A 14910-nucleotide genomic window follows, 5' to 3' on the forward strand; every position below is an offset into this window, starting at 1 on the left:
CGCGAAAGAGTTATGGATCAAAAAACAGCAGACGTCAGCTTCGACAGCTTGTTACGTATTTTCACTGTGCCTGAAGGGCCAGATTCCACGTTAACCCAGATAGAAGCCAAAATTTCACAAAACCTCAATCATTTTCTGCGCGAGCATATCGTCGCGGAAGAGAAACCGCTGCGCGAAATTGAGAAAGACTTCTGCAATCCGGCGATACCAGAACAACCTCAGTTTGTTTCTGACCATACCCAGCACCTACTCGATACCTTGGTATCACATTCAGTGCATACCTCATCACCGAGTTTTATTGGCCATATGACCTCGGCTTTGCCGTACTTTTTGATGCCGCTATCCAAAATCATGATTGCGCTCAATCAGAACTTAGTCAAAATCGAAACCTCAAAGGCATTTACGCCTCTTGAGCGCCAAGTGCTTGGGATGCTGCATCGACTTATCTATCGTGCTGATGATAACTTTTATCAGCAGTGGATGCACAGCGCGAACCACTCGTTAGGGGCATTTTGCTCAGGTGGCACCATTGCCAACATTACCGCGCTTTGGGTTGCTCGCAACAACGCACTCAAAGCTCAGGGCGAATTCCAAGGTGTAGAAAAAGAGGGCCTGTTTGCAGCGATGATGCACTATGGCTACAAGGGGCTGGCAATTTTGGTCTCAGAGCGTGGGCATTACTCTCTAAAGAAAGCGGCTGATGTACTTGGCATCGGTCAACAGGGCTTGGTTGCGGTCAAAACCGACAGCAATAATCGTATCATTCCATCAGCACTCAAAGCTAAGATCGCTGAACTTAAGCAGCAGGGCATCAAGCCATTTGCGGTGGTCGGTGTCGCGGGTACCACTGAGACGGGCAGTATCGACCCTCTGCAAGATATTGCCACTATCTGTCAGCAAGAAGCCTGTCATTTCCATGTGGATGCGGCATGGGGCGGCGCTACCTTAATGTCCAACAATCATCGTCATCTACTTAATGGTATTGAGCTGGCCGACTCAGTCACTATCGATGCGCACAAGCAGTTGTATATCCCTATGGGCGCGGGCATGGTGTTGTTCCGCTCTCCCGAGGCGATGAAGTCAATTGAGCACCATGCGCAATACATTCTGCGCAAAGGTTCTAAAGATCTTGGCAGTCACACCTTAGAGGGGTCGCGCTCAGGCATGGCAATGCTGGTTTATGCTGCAATGCATATTATCAGCCGGCCAGGTTATGAGATGCTCATTGATCAGGGCATCCAAAAAGCGCGTTACTTTGCGGATTTAATCAAGCAGCAGGAAGATTTTGAACTGGTGTCTGAACCCGAGCTCTGCCTGTTGACCTACCGCTACATACCGGCTCATGTTAAACAAGTGCTCGAGTATGCCGAACCGGAGCAAAGTGAACTCATCCATGAGCTGCTTAATGACCTCACCAAATTTATTCAAAAACGCCAGCGTGAAACGGGTAAATCGTTCGTTTCTCGCACACAGTTAAACCCGATTAAATGGCAAGGTCGAAATACTATCGTCTTCCGAGTGGTGCTGGCAAACCCACTGTCAACACAGTCGGTTTTAGCCAGCGTTCTCAAAGAACAAAGAGAGATTGCCGAGCAGGCACCTAGGTTACTCGCAAAACTAGACGAGGCATGTGCATTAGCTTTGCAATCTGAGGCTTGATCTCCCCAATCCAAGAGCCCAATGGCGAGTGTTGATACATTCGCCAAACTGAAAATTTATTTCTATAATCTTGTAATTGAACCGACAAAACTCACAAAAAACACCCGTTCCAGTGCGTGGGAGCGCTGGATCTCGTAGTTTTATTAAATTAAGTTTGAGGCGGGTCATATTATCAATATTTAGATAAAGGATTTATTTTTTAACAGTTTATACTGATTTTGTGGTGCTGGTTGCCTTGTTTATATACAGTTTAAGTGAATCGGGTATTGACCCTAACCAGCGAGTTGTTCTCTCTTCCCCGTCGTGAACATTATGAATACATTAGAGAAAATTCAAAATAACATCGAGAACTTTAGTAAGTCTGAACGTAAAGTTGCCGAAGTCATAATGGCATCACCGCAGACAGCTATCCACTCTAGTATCGCAACACTGGCTAAAATGGCAGATGTCAGTGAGCCGACCGTCAACCGTTTTTGTCGCCGTTTGGATACCAAGGGCTTCCCTGACTTTAAACTGCACTTAGCACAGAGCCTTGCCAACGGCACGCCTTACGTTAACCGTAACGTAGAGGAAAGTGACGGACCAGAAGCATATACTCATAAAATTTTTGAATCGACTATGGCTTGTCTCGATGTTGCCAAAAATAGCCTCGATTCTATCCAAGTTAACCGCGCCGTCGATTTACTTACCCAGGCCAAGCGTATCTCATTCTTCGGTTTGGGCGCGTCATCATCGGTTGCACGCGATGCGCAAAACAAGTTTATTCGCTTTAATATCCCAATCAGTTGCTTTGAAGACATTGTCATGCAGCGAATGCAGTGTATTAACTGCTCGGATAACGATGTGTTTGTCTTGATCTCTCATACCGGTCGTACCAAAAGCCTGGTTGAGATAGCCCATCTTGCGCGTGAAAACGGCTCAACCGTGATCGCAATTACCGCCAAGGACTCTCCGCTTGATAAGGCGGCCTCGCTATCAATTTGTCTCGATGTTCCCGAGGATACCGATGTTTACATGCCAATGGCGAGTCGCGTGGTGCAAATGACCGTCATTGACGTTCTCGCCACGGGCTTCACCTTGCGCCGTGGCACTGGGTTTAGAGAAAACCTTCGCCGCGTCAAAGACGCACTGAAAGACTCTCGTTATGAGAAGCTTAATCAAGCGTAGATAGAAACTTCTGAAAAAATGCCCTCCATTCGAGGGCATTTTTTATGCTTCTGCACGAACTAACGTGGTGCCTCGCTCATTGCTGCCATTGAATCTGCGACTAATTCTCGTAAGTAGTAACCATTAACTGGTTCGAGTTGCGTTGTCTGACACTCTTCAAAAGCACACGCTGACTCTAAGATAGTGATCATTCTTTGCTTATCGATTTGGCCATTATTACCACCGATGTCCTCAGATTTTAGGGCGTTATCAGCCACTTCATCAAAGCGAGTGTGGCACATACCAAATTCCGTTAGGGACGGTACGCCTAATGTCGCCAGCACGCTCTCTACCCACTGTACGCCATCAAAAACATTCGCGTTGCTTTTCATCGTTAGCATTTGTGCCATCTTTTGGTAACGCTCTAGAACCACTTTTTGGTTATTTGCCTCTGCGTTAAGAATGTTCTCGCGCATCACAAAGGGCGCCAGGCGCGCTGTGATCACGCCATGTGGTGCATTGAGCTCGCCCCCTAATGCTGACGCCAGCCCATGCACCGCGCCAAGCTTGGCGTTGGCTAGGGCCATACCTCCCAGCATTGCGGCAAATGATAAGTCCTGACGTGCTTTGTGATTATCGTATAGGCATGCCTCTACCAACGAACGACTGATGCGACGAAATCCCTCTTCACACAACATATCGCTAAAGGGGTTTGGTTGATTACACACATACGCTTCCATTAGATGGGTAAAGCTATCCATAGCCCCGCGTGCCGACACATCCCTACTCGTGCCATAGGTTAATGTCGGGTCAATAATCGCAAGCCTAGGCAACATGTCAGGGTCCCGTAGGCTGACCTTAAGTTTGTCTTGTCCAGAGCGCAACACCGCATTTTGGGTGACCTCACTGCCAGTCCCCGCAGTGGTTGGGATAGCGACAATAGGCAGTGGTCTTGTTTTCAGGGGGACTGCACGTCCGAGTGTCTCAACATAGTCATAGACATTGCCCTGATTCGGGATCACCGCAGCCAGTGCCTTGCCCATATCGATGACGCTGCCGCCACCGAAGGCCACCACCACCTCTGGGCGAAATTTCCGCCCCATTGTCGCGGCCTCTTCCACCATGGTGATATTCGGCTCATTGCCGATAACGATATGTTGATAGCGTAATTTTTGCTGATCGAGATAGTCAAGGATTACCGACGAGCGTTGGGTTCCCTTCCCGGTCACCAAGAGTACACTGTAGCCGTACTGCCGTATCAAAGAAAGCGAGTTAACTAAGGCACCGGCTCCAAACACCACACGACCACTGGTCATAAAATTGAACATAGACACTCTACCTCTCGTTAGAATCTTGTTCGATCATTTATCAACTCGACTTTGCATGGCTTGACCTAGTGCAATGCTTTCACCATCGCTTTGATTCGATTAGGAGATCTTTGAAAACAGTCACGTTGTGCACTTGCTTGCTGCCCCTCTCGAACCGACCTGCCATTTCAAGCCTACCCGCTGACAACCGACCTATTGCACTCTAAGTCTAGTGTCTTCATCTATACTCGTCGTCAAACGCTCGGATTCGATGAACCAATAACCCAATGAGGTAAAAAAACGGGGACTGCCCCCCGTCATCTCAATTGATAGATTTTATCTATCGCAGTAACAGGTAAGCACCACTTTATTTATCAACGGCTTTCAGGCATAGTTACACCCATAAAACAAAGGAGAATAATTATGTTTGTCGTTATTTTTGGTCGCCCAGGTTGCCCTTACTGCGTTCGTGCAAAAGAGTATGCAGAAACTCTTAAAGAGAAGCGCGATGATTTCAACTTCCGCTACGTTGACATCCACGCAGAAGGCATCTCAAAAGCTGACCTTGAGAAAACCGTAGGTAAGCCAGTTGAGACGGTACCTCAGATCTTTATCGATCAAGAGCACATTGGTGGCTGTGACGACTTCGAAGCGTACGCAAAAGAGCACCTAGGTCTATTCGCTTAAGAATAAGCAAAGATTTTTAGGAAACCGCTGAAATTTCAGCGGTTTTTTTGTTTTTTCCGTCGCACAAATGAGATCCTTGTTCCTATCAAGTCAACGCTACGAAAATAATTGTTCGATTTTCATCTTTTAGGCTTATCTTTTACAGATAATTCGCTACAATTCGCCCATTCTTAACCCGAGTAATTCCGAGATGCAGTTGCACCGAGATTTGCTTGGTACATCCACCCCCCTGATTCTGGTTTAAAGCCGTGAACATTGATGTTGTTAGCCTCTTAGAGCACAACCCTATACTATTAATTTTTGTCGTTCTCGCGATTGGTTTGGCGATTGGTAAAATTCGCCTTGGTAATTTTCAACTCGGTAATTCAATCGGTGTGTTGATCACCTCCCTAGTGATGGGACACTTAGGTTTTACCTTTAACCCCGAAGCTATTGCCATTGGCTTTATGCTGTTCATCTACTGCGTCGGTATCGAGGCTGGCCCGAACTTCTTTGGTATCTTCTTTCGCGATGGCAAACACTATTTTATCCTCAGTATGGTGGTATTGGTCAGCGCAATTTCAATCACTTATATTTCGACCCAGTTTCTTCAGCTCGATCTAGGCCTCGCGACGGGCATGATGGCCGGCGCTCTTACCTCGACGCCAGTGTTGGTTGGCGCTCAAGATGCGCTCAACTCTGGCCTGGCTGAAATTCCTCGTAATATGGAATTCGCAGCTGTCGTTGAGAACCTATCAGTGGGTTATGCGATGGCCTATCTGGTTGGTCTGATCAGCATGATCGTATTCGCGAAGCTGTTACCTAAGCTGCAAAAGCAAAATCTGTCTGACTCAGCACAGCAGATTGCTAAAGAGCGCGGCCTCGGAAGCTCAGGACAACGAAAGGTCTACCTGCCAATCATCCGAGCCTACCGTGTCGGTCCAGAACTTATTGATTGGACCGATGGTAAAAACCTCCGTGAGCTTGGCATTTATCGACAAACGGGTTGTTATATCGAGCGTATTCGCCGCAATGGTATCCTTGCACACCCTGATGGCGATGCGATTTTGCAAGAAGGGGACGAGATAGCACTGGTTGGCTTTCCTGACAGCCACGCGCGTCTGGACCCAAGCTTTCGTAATGGAAAAGAGGTGTTTGACCGCAACCTGCTCGATTTGCGTATCGTCGAAGAAGAGATCGTGGTTAAAAATGACTCCATCGCAGGCAAACGCTTGTCTGATCTTAACCTGTCCGAATACGGCTGTTTCCTCAATCGCGTCGTCCGTGCTCAAATTGAGATGCCAATGGACCATGATATCGTCCTAGCAAAAGGTGACGTGATTCAGGTCAGTGGCGAGAAAAGCCGAGTCCATGGCCTTGCAGAGCGCATCGGTTTCATCTCAATCCACTCACAAATGGCGGACCTATTAGCGTTCTGCAGTTTCTTTATCATGGGAATCATGTTCGGTCTGGTCACCATGACCTTTGGTCAAGTCTCATTCGGACTTGGTAATGCGGTAGGCTTGTTGCTCTCAGGGATCACACTGGGCTTTTTGCGTGCCAACCACCCGACCTTTGGTTATGTCCCTCAAGGTGGGCTGAATATGGTCAAAGACCTTGGCCTAGCGTTTTTCATGGTCGGTATCGGTCTAAGCGCAGGCGGTAAGATGTTTGATCACCTAGCCGATGTGGGCTTTCAGGTGATCACCCTAGCCTTCGTGATCAGCGTCGTGCCTGTCGTACTCGCCTATCTAGTTGGCGCCTACGTACTCAAAATGAACAGCGCCTTGTTATTCGGCGCCATCATCGGCGCCCGCACCTGCGCACCGGCCATGGACATTGTTAACGACCACGCCAAATCCACCATCCCGGCCCTAGGCTATGCCGGTACTTATGCCATCGCCAATATTCTGATGACGCTGGCGGGGACGATACTTATTATCATCTACTGATGCCCTTTGGGCAGAGGCGAGAAGCGAGAGACGAGAAGCGAGAAAAGGACGCACTAGGTTTGAAGTGCGTCGAAAGGGTCAATTGCGGCATTCAAAGTGCGTGCAAAAGAAGTGAGAGTCGAGGAGGTTAAACGATCTCCCCCCTCGTCTCTCGCAGCGAAGCGATCTCGCCTCTCGACTCTTATTTATGTCGCTCTTTAAGCTTGTTGATCACATCATCCATCGACAAGCCCTGATCTTGAAGTAGCACTAACAAGTGGTACATCAAGTCTGCAGACTCACACACTAACTCCGCCTTATCACCCGACGTCGCTGCAAGCGCAACCTCAACGCCCTCTTCGCCGACTTTTTGCGATATACGCTTGGTGCCACGGGCATAGAGGCTTGCGGTGTAAGATGAGTCTGGGTCGGCACTCTTGCGGGCAGCCAGTAGTTGCTCAAGTTGATGAAGCCAAACCATTTGCGACTCTTCTTGCTTGTCCCCGTCCCAGCAGGTCGTAGTGCCGGTGTGGCACGTTGGGCCAATTGGGTCGACTTTAACTAGCAAGGTATCGTTGTCGCAATCAAGGGCGATGTTTTTCAGTTGAAGTACGTTGCCCGACGTTTCTCCTTTGGTCCAAAGGCGCTCTTTGGTGCGAGAGAAAAACGTAACCTGCCCGGTATCACCGGTTTTTGCCAACGCATCGCGGTTCATGTAGCCCATCATCAAGACTTGGCTCGATTGAAAGTCTTGAACGATAGCAGGGACCAAGCCCCCGACCTTTTCCCAATCAATGCGCTCAGCTAGTGCGCTAATTTCTGCGGTTGCAAAACTCATAGTCGCACCTCGATATCCTGTTTATTTAAATACTGTTTTAACTCGCCAATGTTGATCACCTGTTTGTGGAATACCGAGGCAGCCAACGCCCCATCAACATTCGCTTTGAGATAGGCCTCCGCAAAGTGCTCCATCGCACCCGCACCGCCCGAGGCAATCAAAGGCACATGGCAGACTTCTCGCACCATATTCAGCTGCTCAATATCATAACCATTGCGCACACCGTCTTGGTTCATCATATTTAGTACGATTTCACCAGCACCGCGCTTTTGCACCTCTTGAACCCAGTCGCGAGTCTCCCACTGCGTCGCCTTGGTGCGTGCCTCGTCACCGGTAAATTGATAGACCTGATACTTCCCCGTCTCTTTGTCATAGTAAGAGTCAATCCCAACCACGATACACTGCACGCCAAACTTATCGGCCAAGTCAGTAATCAGCTCAGGATTCGCTAGTGCGGGGGAGTTAATTGAGACCTTGTCGGCACCAAATTCGAGGATACGCGCTGCGTCATCTGCCGATTTAATACCACCAGCCACACAGAACGGGATATCAATGACCTCTGCAACACGTGCGACCCAGCTTTTGTCAACAACACGACCATCACTCGAGGCGGTAATGTCATAGAAAACCAGCTCATCAGCACCCTCTTCAGCATAGCGCTGAGCGAGTGGCACGATATCACCAATTATTTCATGATTGCGGAACTGTACGCCTTTAACAACTTGTCCATCGCGGACATCAAGGCAAGGAATGATTCTCTTGGCAAGCATTATGACAACACCTCCCAACTGCGCTTCTGATTCAAACTAAACTCCATTTCAAGGTGTTGTTTTCTACCGGTTGATCGAGCGTCAATGCTCTGTGGTAGAACTCACTTACGTTCAATTTACACATTTTCACTGACCAGTAAAGCGCTATTGTCTATTCTCGTTTGATTTAATCTTGCAACCTAACCATCCCAAATGGTTTTGTCACCTTTGGGAGGGTATTTATGCCGGCTAATCACCTGATGAGCCATACACTTTTTTAGTCGTGACAAAAATTGCCCGACCCCCGAACAAATCATACAAAACACTTTAAAACACTCAATGTCGTGACAACTGAATTTTTATCCTGCCATCAGCAAGTCCATACGATCAGCTCTGTAACACGCAATGTAAGTGCATTGTGAACAACTAGCGCTCTATGTAAACGTTATCAAAAATTCTACAAATCGCCATATTTTCATTACTTTAGCGCTTATGTCGTGAGTAAAACTTGCGTACAAACGTGATCAAAGTAGCGATAAATGTATCAATTAACCTTCAATTGCCCCTGTTTGGTCACATAATGCTGACATGCCAATTGCACCGAAAACATTTGTATTATTATATGTACACATAACGAGTTAACGGAAATAGAGGCGATTCAAATTAGACCTCCCCGTTCGTTAAGTACAACTTTAGCGTGTTTTTTCCTCAGCTTTACCTCATTTTGTGCGGTATGGGATTGATTTCCACTGAGGCTAAAAGAATTGACAACAATCGCATCCTCACAATGCATTATCTCTAGGAAGAGAGTTATGAAAAAATTAGCACTTATCGCCGCGATTACAGCGGCAACTTCTGCCCCAGCCATGGCCGAGAAAACCCCTGCCGACGTTCTTGACCTGTCTTGTTGGAAAGTGACACTACCAGTTTCACTCACTGGCGGTGACCGTCCAACTGAATTCGAAGAAAAAGAGATCGCCGAAGGTGCCCAGCACCCTGAGTACTTCTTTGTTAACGAAGCGGGCGATGGTGTGGTTTTCCGCTCTCCAATCTCCGGAACCAAAACCTCAGAGAACACTAAGTATGTGCGTACTGAGCTGCGCGGCATGCTACGCTGTGGCGACACGTCAATCAGCACGCGTGGCACTAATGGCAATAACTGGGTATTCGGCTCAGCGCCAGAAGGCGATCACAAGAAAGCTGGCGGCGTAAATGGCCGTATGGAAGTGACGATGTCAGTTGATGAAGTGACAACGACAGGTGTTGATTGGCAGCAGGGCCGCGTGATCATCGGCCAAATCCATGCGCCAAACGATGAGCCAATCAAGGTTTACTACCGCAAGATGCCTCAGCACGAAACTGGCTCAATCTGGTTTAACATCGAACCTGATCGCCGCTCTGGTCTACGCGATGGCGATATTACTTTCCCAGTACTTGGCTCAACCAAACCAAACTTCTGGCGCGATGGCGAGAAGAACACACCGAAGAAATTTGATGACGGTATCGCACTGGGTGAAAAATTCTCTTACGTTATCGATGTTCAGGGCAGCATGATGACGTTTGAGCTTCACCAAGAAGGTCAAGATGTTCGCTCTGTCACTGTTGACATGGATATCTATGGTGTCAGCCTAGAAGACAGCTGGAACTACTTTAAAGCCGGTGTTTACGTGCAAAACCGCACAGGTGACGCGGACGACTACACTCAAGCAACGATTTACAAGCTAGACGTAACGCACGACTAATTCGTCGCACTGTTTAGTTCACTAAGATTAAGTCCATAAGTCATATCGCCCAAGTTCACTGCGCTTGGGCGATATTTTTTCAATTAGAACTGTTTCTCCGCGTTAAGGGTGACTAAGTGTCACCATTTCTCTGATTTTTGGTTGATACTTGGCATTGCTGCTCTGACCCACAGCATCCGCTTTTAATAGGCTTACGCGATAAAAGCACACCGATTGCAAGAAGTAGCATGCAACTTAGAAAAACAACAACAGTTAAAATAAACACCATAGACGCCTCCGACTTGCTGTCATTTTGCAAAGCCCCACCCAAAGAATCAGCTTCATGAGCGGTAAAGACTTTAGTAGTTAAACCTTTATAGGTTTGAGGTAGCTGCCAGATCACCTACCTCTGTATTAGCAAGCTTTTAGGACATTCGTGATAAGCCGTCGCATTGCTGGCAACGACAAATGACACAGCTAACTAGCCTGCAAATCACCATACAAGGCTTGGTACAAACCTGGCTGCGCAACCAAATCGCTGTGTCGCCCAGACTGTTTGACCTGCCCATCTTCGAGCACATAAATCAGATCTGCCTGCTTCACTGCAGACAAACGATGCGCAACAATCAAGGTGGTACGATTGGCAAGAAATCGCTGCAGCGCCTCATGCAGGGCCGCTTCGGTTGCCGTATCGAGTGCTGAGGTTGCCTCATCAAGGATCACAAACTGAGGGTCAGTCAGTACCATCCGGGCAATCGCCAAGCGCTGGCGCTGACCACCCGAGAGGCGGATACCATTACGGCCAAGCTCTGACTCTAAACCCGCGTTAAGCTGCTCTACGACATCCTTAAGCTGGGCGACTTCAAGGGCATGCCAGAGCTGCTCGTCACTATAGCGCTCGTCCCCGAGTGTTAGGTTAGCTCTTAGCGTGTCATTGAAGATAGCTGGCTGTTGCAGCACCACTGCCATATGTTCACGCAGGGCCTCGTAGCTGACCTGCTCCACCTCATGGCCATTGACTAGAATCTCACCCTGATCTTTGCGATAGATCCCCATCAATAGCTGGATTAGGGTCGACTTACCGCCCCCTGAAGCCCCAACCAACGCCACTCGTTTGCCACGTGGGATACTTAGGCTTAGGTTATCGAGCACCAATCTCTCATCATCATACTGAAAGCTCAGGTTACGTACTTCAATCTCTAGTGGCTCGCCTTGATTAAACGGATTCACTGTTGAGGCTGGTCGCGCCTCCTCTTCAAGACCTAGGATGGTATTAAGACGCTTGATGGCCGCTGAGGCACTAAACCAAGCATATTGAACGCCAAGCAGTTCCTGAACCGGGCCTAACATGTACCAAAGGTAGCCAAAGATAGCGAAGATCTGACCGATCGTTAGATCACTAAACAGCACCATGATCATGGCTGCAGCGCGAAAAATCTCAAAACCGATGAGAAACATTAGGAATGACAGACGATTCGCGGCGTCCGATTGCCAGGCATAGCGGTCGGCATCTTGGCGAATATCTTCTGCATCACTCTTGAGCGATTGCAAGAAAGCCAACTCTCGATTTGCCGCGCGCAGTTGATAAATGCCCTCGAGCGTCTCGACCAAGCGCTGCTGAAATCGCTCAAACGATTGGTTTTCAAATTTTTTAAGACGCTTTACCCGCTGACCGAGCTTTTGTGACGCAAAAACGATCACTGGGTTCATAGCGAGAATAAACAGCCCCAATCGCCACTCCATCCACAGTAATATCGCCGCCGTGCCTATGATGCTGAGCACCCCAACGATCAATCGACTCAAGGTATCGCCAATGAACTTATCGATTGTCTCGACATCCGTCACCAAGCGCGAGCTGATCCCACCACTGCCTTGCAGTTCGTATTGGCGCATACTCACTCGCCCTAGCTTATCGATTAGGACTTGACGTATCTGACAGGTGAGCGTTTTCGCAACTAAAGTAAATTGGCGGTTCTGGATGATATTCAGTAGCTGGCTCACCACACGCATGGCCATAATCAATAGCAGGCAAAACACTATGTATGCGGTGGGTGTCTGCCATTGGCTCGGCAGCAGCTGGTTCATGATCCCAACACCCGTACCTGGCTGTGCGAGCAATACCTCATCCACCATTAGGGGCAATAGGAGGGGGATAGGTACCGCAATCAGTGTCGCGACAATCGCGAGCAGATTGGCAATAACCAATCTCGGTTTGTGTTTTAAAGCTTGTTGATATAGCCAGTTAGGCGAAAGATGTGTTAAGCGTTCAGTGTTCACGCCCTGCTCCAAGTCAGTAATTTAAAACGATTAAGCCCCGTAAATCATTACAGGGCTTAATCGGGTTGTTTGCAAGTTGACGTTAATTAGATGCCTGTTGTTTTGCTCTTTGTACGTGCCCCTCAGTTAAGTGGACTACGTCCACCATATCAAAACCTGTTACATCAAAGGCCTGACCGAAGCCTTTTACATAACGGCCTTTCTCTGGCTGTAAACGGTACAGATTAAAGTCACCCAATTGACTCAGGTTATCCACGATCTCACCAAAACGACGTTGCAGCGCCGTGACACCTTCGGTCCATAAAGGCGTTTCACGCTCGATATGCTTAGCCTGCGCTTCAAATGACAGTCGGCGGCGGGCAAAAATGTGCTTTGCTTGCGCCTCGTCTTCTATCAGCATAATGGCCAGGTTTGGATTCAGCTTGAGGTTTTGGCCGTGGGCGGCAATGTCACTGATCAGGATGAAAAAACCTGACTCGGTGAAGGCAAAAGGCACGTAACTGGCGGTTGGCAGGTTGTTGCTGTCGATAGTGGCCAGTTGCAGCGTCTGGCAATGGTCACGAAACTCTTGCATCTCCGGTACGAGTCGCGACTGAAGTCGCTCCTGCTTCACTTCTGGATTCATATCGACAGTTCCTTTTTCATGCTGTTAAATGCTTCAACCTGCTCTGGGATCAAGTTACGTGCCTTGTCGCGGCCAAGGTAAACGCGAAACACACAATTGCCGTCTTGGTTGAAAAACGCAATGTGGTGGGTTTGAGTGCCGTGAAATAGCTTACTAACAAACGCAATGTCAGTCATCACATCCAGTTTCAAGTGACCATGCAGCCCCGCCCTGCCCATGATATTGTAATAACCATGCGCAGACTTACCTTTTGGAAATGGACCTTTAAACTCAAAAATTGAACCAAATGAATTGGTAATTGTAGTTAGATTGCCCCACTCTGTCAGTTGCGTCAGGATCCACTCTGCATGCTCACCCTTTACCGCCGTGACCATCTCTTGTGGCAGCGCAAGACTGGCCTCTGCCTCAGTCAGTGATAGGCGAGTCGCAATATCCGTAACCGACAAACTTGGCTCGGCCGTGCATAGCTCGGCGACTTGGTTTTTCGCTTCCTCAAATGTGTACTGTGCAAACATTTCTTTCTCCTTTAATCGCATCTACCTTGATGCTGTTGTGTTTATTCTTTTGATGGTTAGTTAACTTTCTTGACTAGCAACCTTGACTAGCAACATTGACTAGCAGCAGTGGTCACTTTTATTACGCCGCCGCTCGCGCTTGGCTTAAGCTAGTCACAACATTGATTAGGTTCTGTGAGAGTGTGACGTTCCAAAACTCACCGGCAAGGGTCAACACCACATAGTCTTGGTTGGCATTGATCAAACCATTGGCTTGCCACTTACCTAACAGTGGTTCTATCGCGGTAGAAACATCCCAACCAGCAATCACGTTAAGTTGTTGCCGAGACAAGACACCTCGGTCAAATCCAGCTCGGATGCAGCTGTTAAGCTCACGGTTGGCATCGGCACGCATCATCATTGCAACCGGATAGTCACCCGCTTCGATGGCCGCGACATACTTATCCATATCTCGGATCTGCATCATTTGCAGACTACCAAGATTACCGCCAGCTCCAGCACCAATAGGGAGCACTTCCGCGGTAGTCTTGGCCAAACTGTTGTAAAGGCTTCGCTCGCGATTCCCGCGCGCCCAGTGATTGCAACTCAGGCGACGCTGATGATGCTCAGCCATAAACTTGACGCCCATTTCAAACATGCTCGCTTTGGTCGGTGTATCCGCAGGCTCAGGTAATTTGCCCTGCGCAACCATGCGCTCCATTGGCAGGCCTTGCATACCAATCAACTGATAGAGATCGACGCCATCAGCGCCAGATTCAATGTACGCCTCTAGGTCTTGTTGCCAAATTTCGAGACTTTGATGTGGCAAACCAAAGAGCAAATCAATCACAATAGGTGCACTGTTGTAGGCAACCATTCGCTGAATCGCTGCCATTGCAGTATCACCGTCATCTAGTCGTTTTGCCGCGCGGCGCACTTGTGTATTAAAGCTCTGAATACCGAATGAAAAACGGTTAAAGCCGCCTTCAAGCGCCGACTCAAACTTGTCATCGCCAAATTTGCTGATCCGCCCCTCTAGGGTAACTTCACAATCTGGCGTGAGTGGAAAGTGGCTATGAATCAGCTGACCAAGAGTCCTCAACTGCTCTGCACTCAAATCCGTTGGTGTCCCTCCCCCCACATAAACGGCATGAAACGGCGCTGATTGAGTCCAGGCCTGCGCCGCCTTGCGCTTAATTTCCACCGTCAGCGCGGAAAAATACGCTTCGATGAGCTGTTTACTCGAGGCGTTTTGGAAAAAATTACAGTAGGTACAGCGAACACGACAGAAAGGAATGTGGATATACAAACACCTTGAAGTGCGTTTCTCGCTGGGTGTTGCGAGTGCTTTAGATAGCTCCGTTTGAGTATCAGGAATGGGCACGGGACGAGTTGCCCCACCTGAGTGCGCGCTGCGTTTGCGGGTGAAGGCATAGCGAAGTGGGTCTGGCGTGTGCTGGCCAACTAATTCTGGGTTTTCTAGATCAATCATACAAC

Annotated in this window: 12 protein-coding genes; 5 read left to right on the forward strand and 7 right to left on the reverse strand. The window is 48.5% G+C overall.

Going from position 1 to position 14910, the window contains the following annotated elements:
• Positions 1-12 precede the first annotated feature (12 nt).
• Entirely contained in the window at positions 13-1659 is a 1647-nt protein-coding gene (gene panP, locus ACSTTG_RS06270) for a pyridoxal-dependent aspartate 1-decarboxylase PanP (RefSeq protein WP_438458116.1), read from the forward strand.
• Between the two features lie 312 nt (positions 1660-1971).
• On the forward strand, positions 1972-2826 hold the full coding sequence (locus ACSTTG_RS06275) for a MurR/RpiR family transcriptional regulator (RefSeq protein WP_438458115.1): 855 nt from the start codon (positions 1972-1974) through the stop codon (positions 2824-2826).
• 59 nt (positions 2827-2885) lie between these two features.
• Here ACSTTG_RS06275 and ACSTTG_RS06280 read toward each other — a convergent pair whose 3' ends face one another.
• A complete protein-coding gene (locus ACSTTG_RS06280; protein WP_438458114.1) occupies positions 2886-4133 on the reverse strand; it encodes an iron-containing alcohol dehydrogenase in 1248 nt (415 codons plus the stop codon).
• A gap of 402 nt (positions 4134-4535) precedes the next feature.
• Between ACSTTG_RS06280 and ACSTTG_RS06285 the strand changes: the two genes are divergently transcribed.
• Positions 4536-4799, forward strand: coding sequence for a GrxA family glutaredoxin (locus tag ACSTTG_RS06285; RefSeq protein WP_438458113.1), 264 nt, complete (start codon positions 4536-4538; stop codon positions 4797-4799).
• 248 nt (positions 4800-5047) lie between these two features.
• Entirely contained in the window at positions 5048-6730 is a 1683-nt protein-coding gene (locus ACSTTG_RS06290; protein WP_438458112.1) for an aspartate:alanine antiporter, read from the forward strand.
• A gap of 181 nt (positions 6731-6911) precedes the next feature.
• Here the strand turns inward: ACSTTG_RS06290 and hisIE are convergent, their stop codons facing one another.
• Together hisIE and hisF are read right to left on the reverse strand one after the other, a co-directional pair.
• Positions 6912-7547, reverse strand: a complete 636-nt coding sequence (gene hisIE, locus ACSTTG_RS06295) for a bifunctional phosphoribosyl-AMP cyclohydrolase/phosphoribosyl-ATP diphosphatase HisIE (protein ID WP_438458111.1) — start codon at positions 7545-7547, stop codon at positions 6912-6914.
• Positions 7544-8317, reverse strand: a complete 774-nt coding sequence (gene hisF / locus ACSTTG_RS06300) for an imidazole glycerol phosphate synthase subunit HisF (RefSeq protein WP_438474148.1) — start codon at positions 8315-8317, stop codon at positions 7544-7546. Before hisF ends, hisIE begins: the two co-directional genes overlap by 4 nt.
• Positions 8318-9108: 791 nt before the next feature.
• Here hisF and ACSTTG_RS06305 point away from each other — a divergent pair.
• Positions 9109-10038 (forward strand): polysaccharide lyase family 7 protein, encoded by a 930-nt coding sequence (locus tag ACSTTG_RS06305; RefSeq protein WP_438458109.1) that lies wholly within the window; start codon positions 9109-9111, stop codon positions 10036-10038.
• Between the two features lie 456 nt (positions 10039-10494).
• Here ACSTTG_RS06305 and ACSTTG_RS06310 read toward each other — a convergent pair whose 3' ends face one another.
• The 4 genes from ACSTTG_RS06310 to hutW form a co-directional block, all read right to left on the reverse strand.
• Positions 10495-12294, reverse strand: a complete 1800-nt coding sequence (locus ACSTTG_RS06310) for an ABC transporter ATP-binding protein (RefSeq protein ID WP_438474149.1) — start codon at positions 12292-12294, stop codon at positions 10495-10497.
• Positions 12295-12376: 82 nt separating this feature from the next.
• Positions 12377-12919, reverse strand: coding sequence for a heme utilization protein HutZ (hutZ, locus tag ACSTTG_RS06315; protein WP_438474150.1), 543 nt, complete (start codon positions 12917-12919; stop codon positions 12377-12379).
• Positions 12916-13434, reverse strand: a complete 519-nt coding sequence (gene hutX / locus ACSTTG_RS06320; RefSeq protein WP_438474151.1) for a heme utilization cystosolic carrier protein HutX — start codon at positions 13432-13434, stop codon at positions 12916-12918. Before hutX ends, hutZ begins: the two co-directional genes overlap by 4 nt.
• Positions 13435-13555: 121 nt before the next feature.
• On the reverse strand, positions 13556-14905 hold the full coding sequence (gene hutW / locus ACSTTG_RS06325; protein WP_438474152.1) for a heme anaerobic degradation radical SAM methyltransferase ChuW/HutW: 1350 nt from the start codon (positions 14903-14905) through the stop codon (positions 13556-13558).
• Between the last annotated feature and the right edge of the window lie 5 nt (positions 14906-14910).

Origin of the sequence: Vibrio glycogenivorans (assembly GCF_051660965.1) — a bacterium.
Lineage (GTDB): Bacteria > Pseudomonadota > Gammaproteobacteria > Enterobacterales > Vibrionaceae > Vibrio.

Excerpts from the sequence above, each read along its gene's own strand:
- panP (WP_438458116.1), top strand. The coding sequence starts at position 13 with ATGGATCAAAAAACAGCAGACGTCAGCTTCGACAGCTTGTTACGTATT.
- ACSTTG_RS06275 (WP_438458115.1), top strand. The coding sequence starts at position 1,972 with ATGAATACATTAGAGAAAATTCAAAATAACATCGAGAACTTTAGTAAG.
- ACSTTG_RS06280 (WP_438458114.1), bottom strand. The coding sequence starts at position 4,133 with ATGTTCAATTTTATGACCAGTGGTCGTGTGGTGTTTGGAGCCGGTGCC.
- ACSTTG_RS06285 (WP_438458113.1), top strand. The coding sequence starts at position 4,536 with ATGTTTGTCGTTATTTTTGGTCGCCCAGGTTGCCCTTACTGCGTTCGT.
- hisIE (WP_438458111.1), bottom strand. The coding sequence starts at position 7,547 with ATGAGTTTTGCAACCGCAGAAATTAGCGCACTAGCTGAGCGCATTGAT.
- hisF (WP_438474148.1), bottom strand. The coding sequence starts at position 8,317 with ATGCTTGCCAAGAGAATCATTCCTTGCCTTGATGTCCGCGATGGACAA.
- ACSTTG_RS06305 (WP_438458109.1), top strand. The coding sequence starts at position 9,109 with ATGAAAAAATTAGCACTTATCGCCGCGATTACAGCGGCAACTTCTGCC.
- hutZ (WP_438474150.1), bottom strand. The coding sequence starts at position 12,919 with ATGAATCCAGAAGTGAAGCAGGAGCGACTTCAGTCGCGACTCGTACCG.
- hutX (WP_438474151.1), bottom strand. The coding sequence starts at position 13,434 with ATGTTTGCACAGTACACATTTGAGGAAGCGAAAAACCAAGTCGCCGAG.
- hutW (WP_438474152.1), bottom strand. The coding sequence starts at position 14,905 with ATGATTGATCTAGAAAACCCAGAATTAGTTGGCCAGCACACGCCAGAC.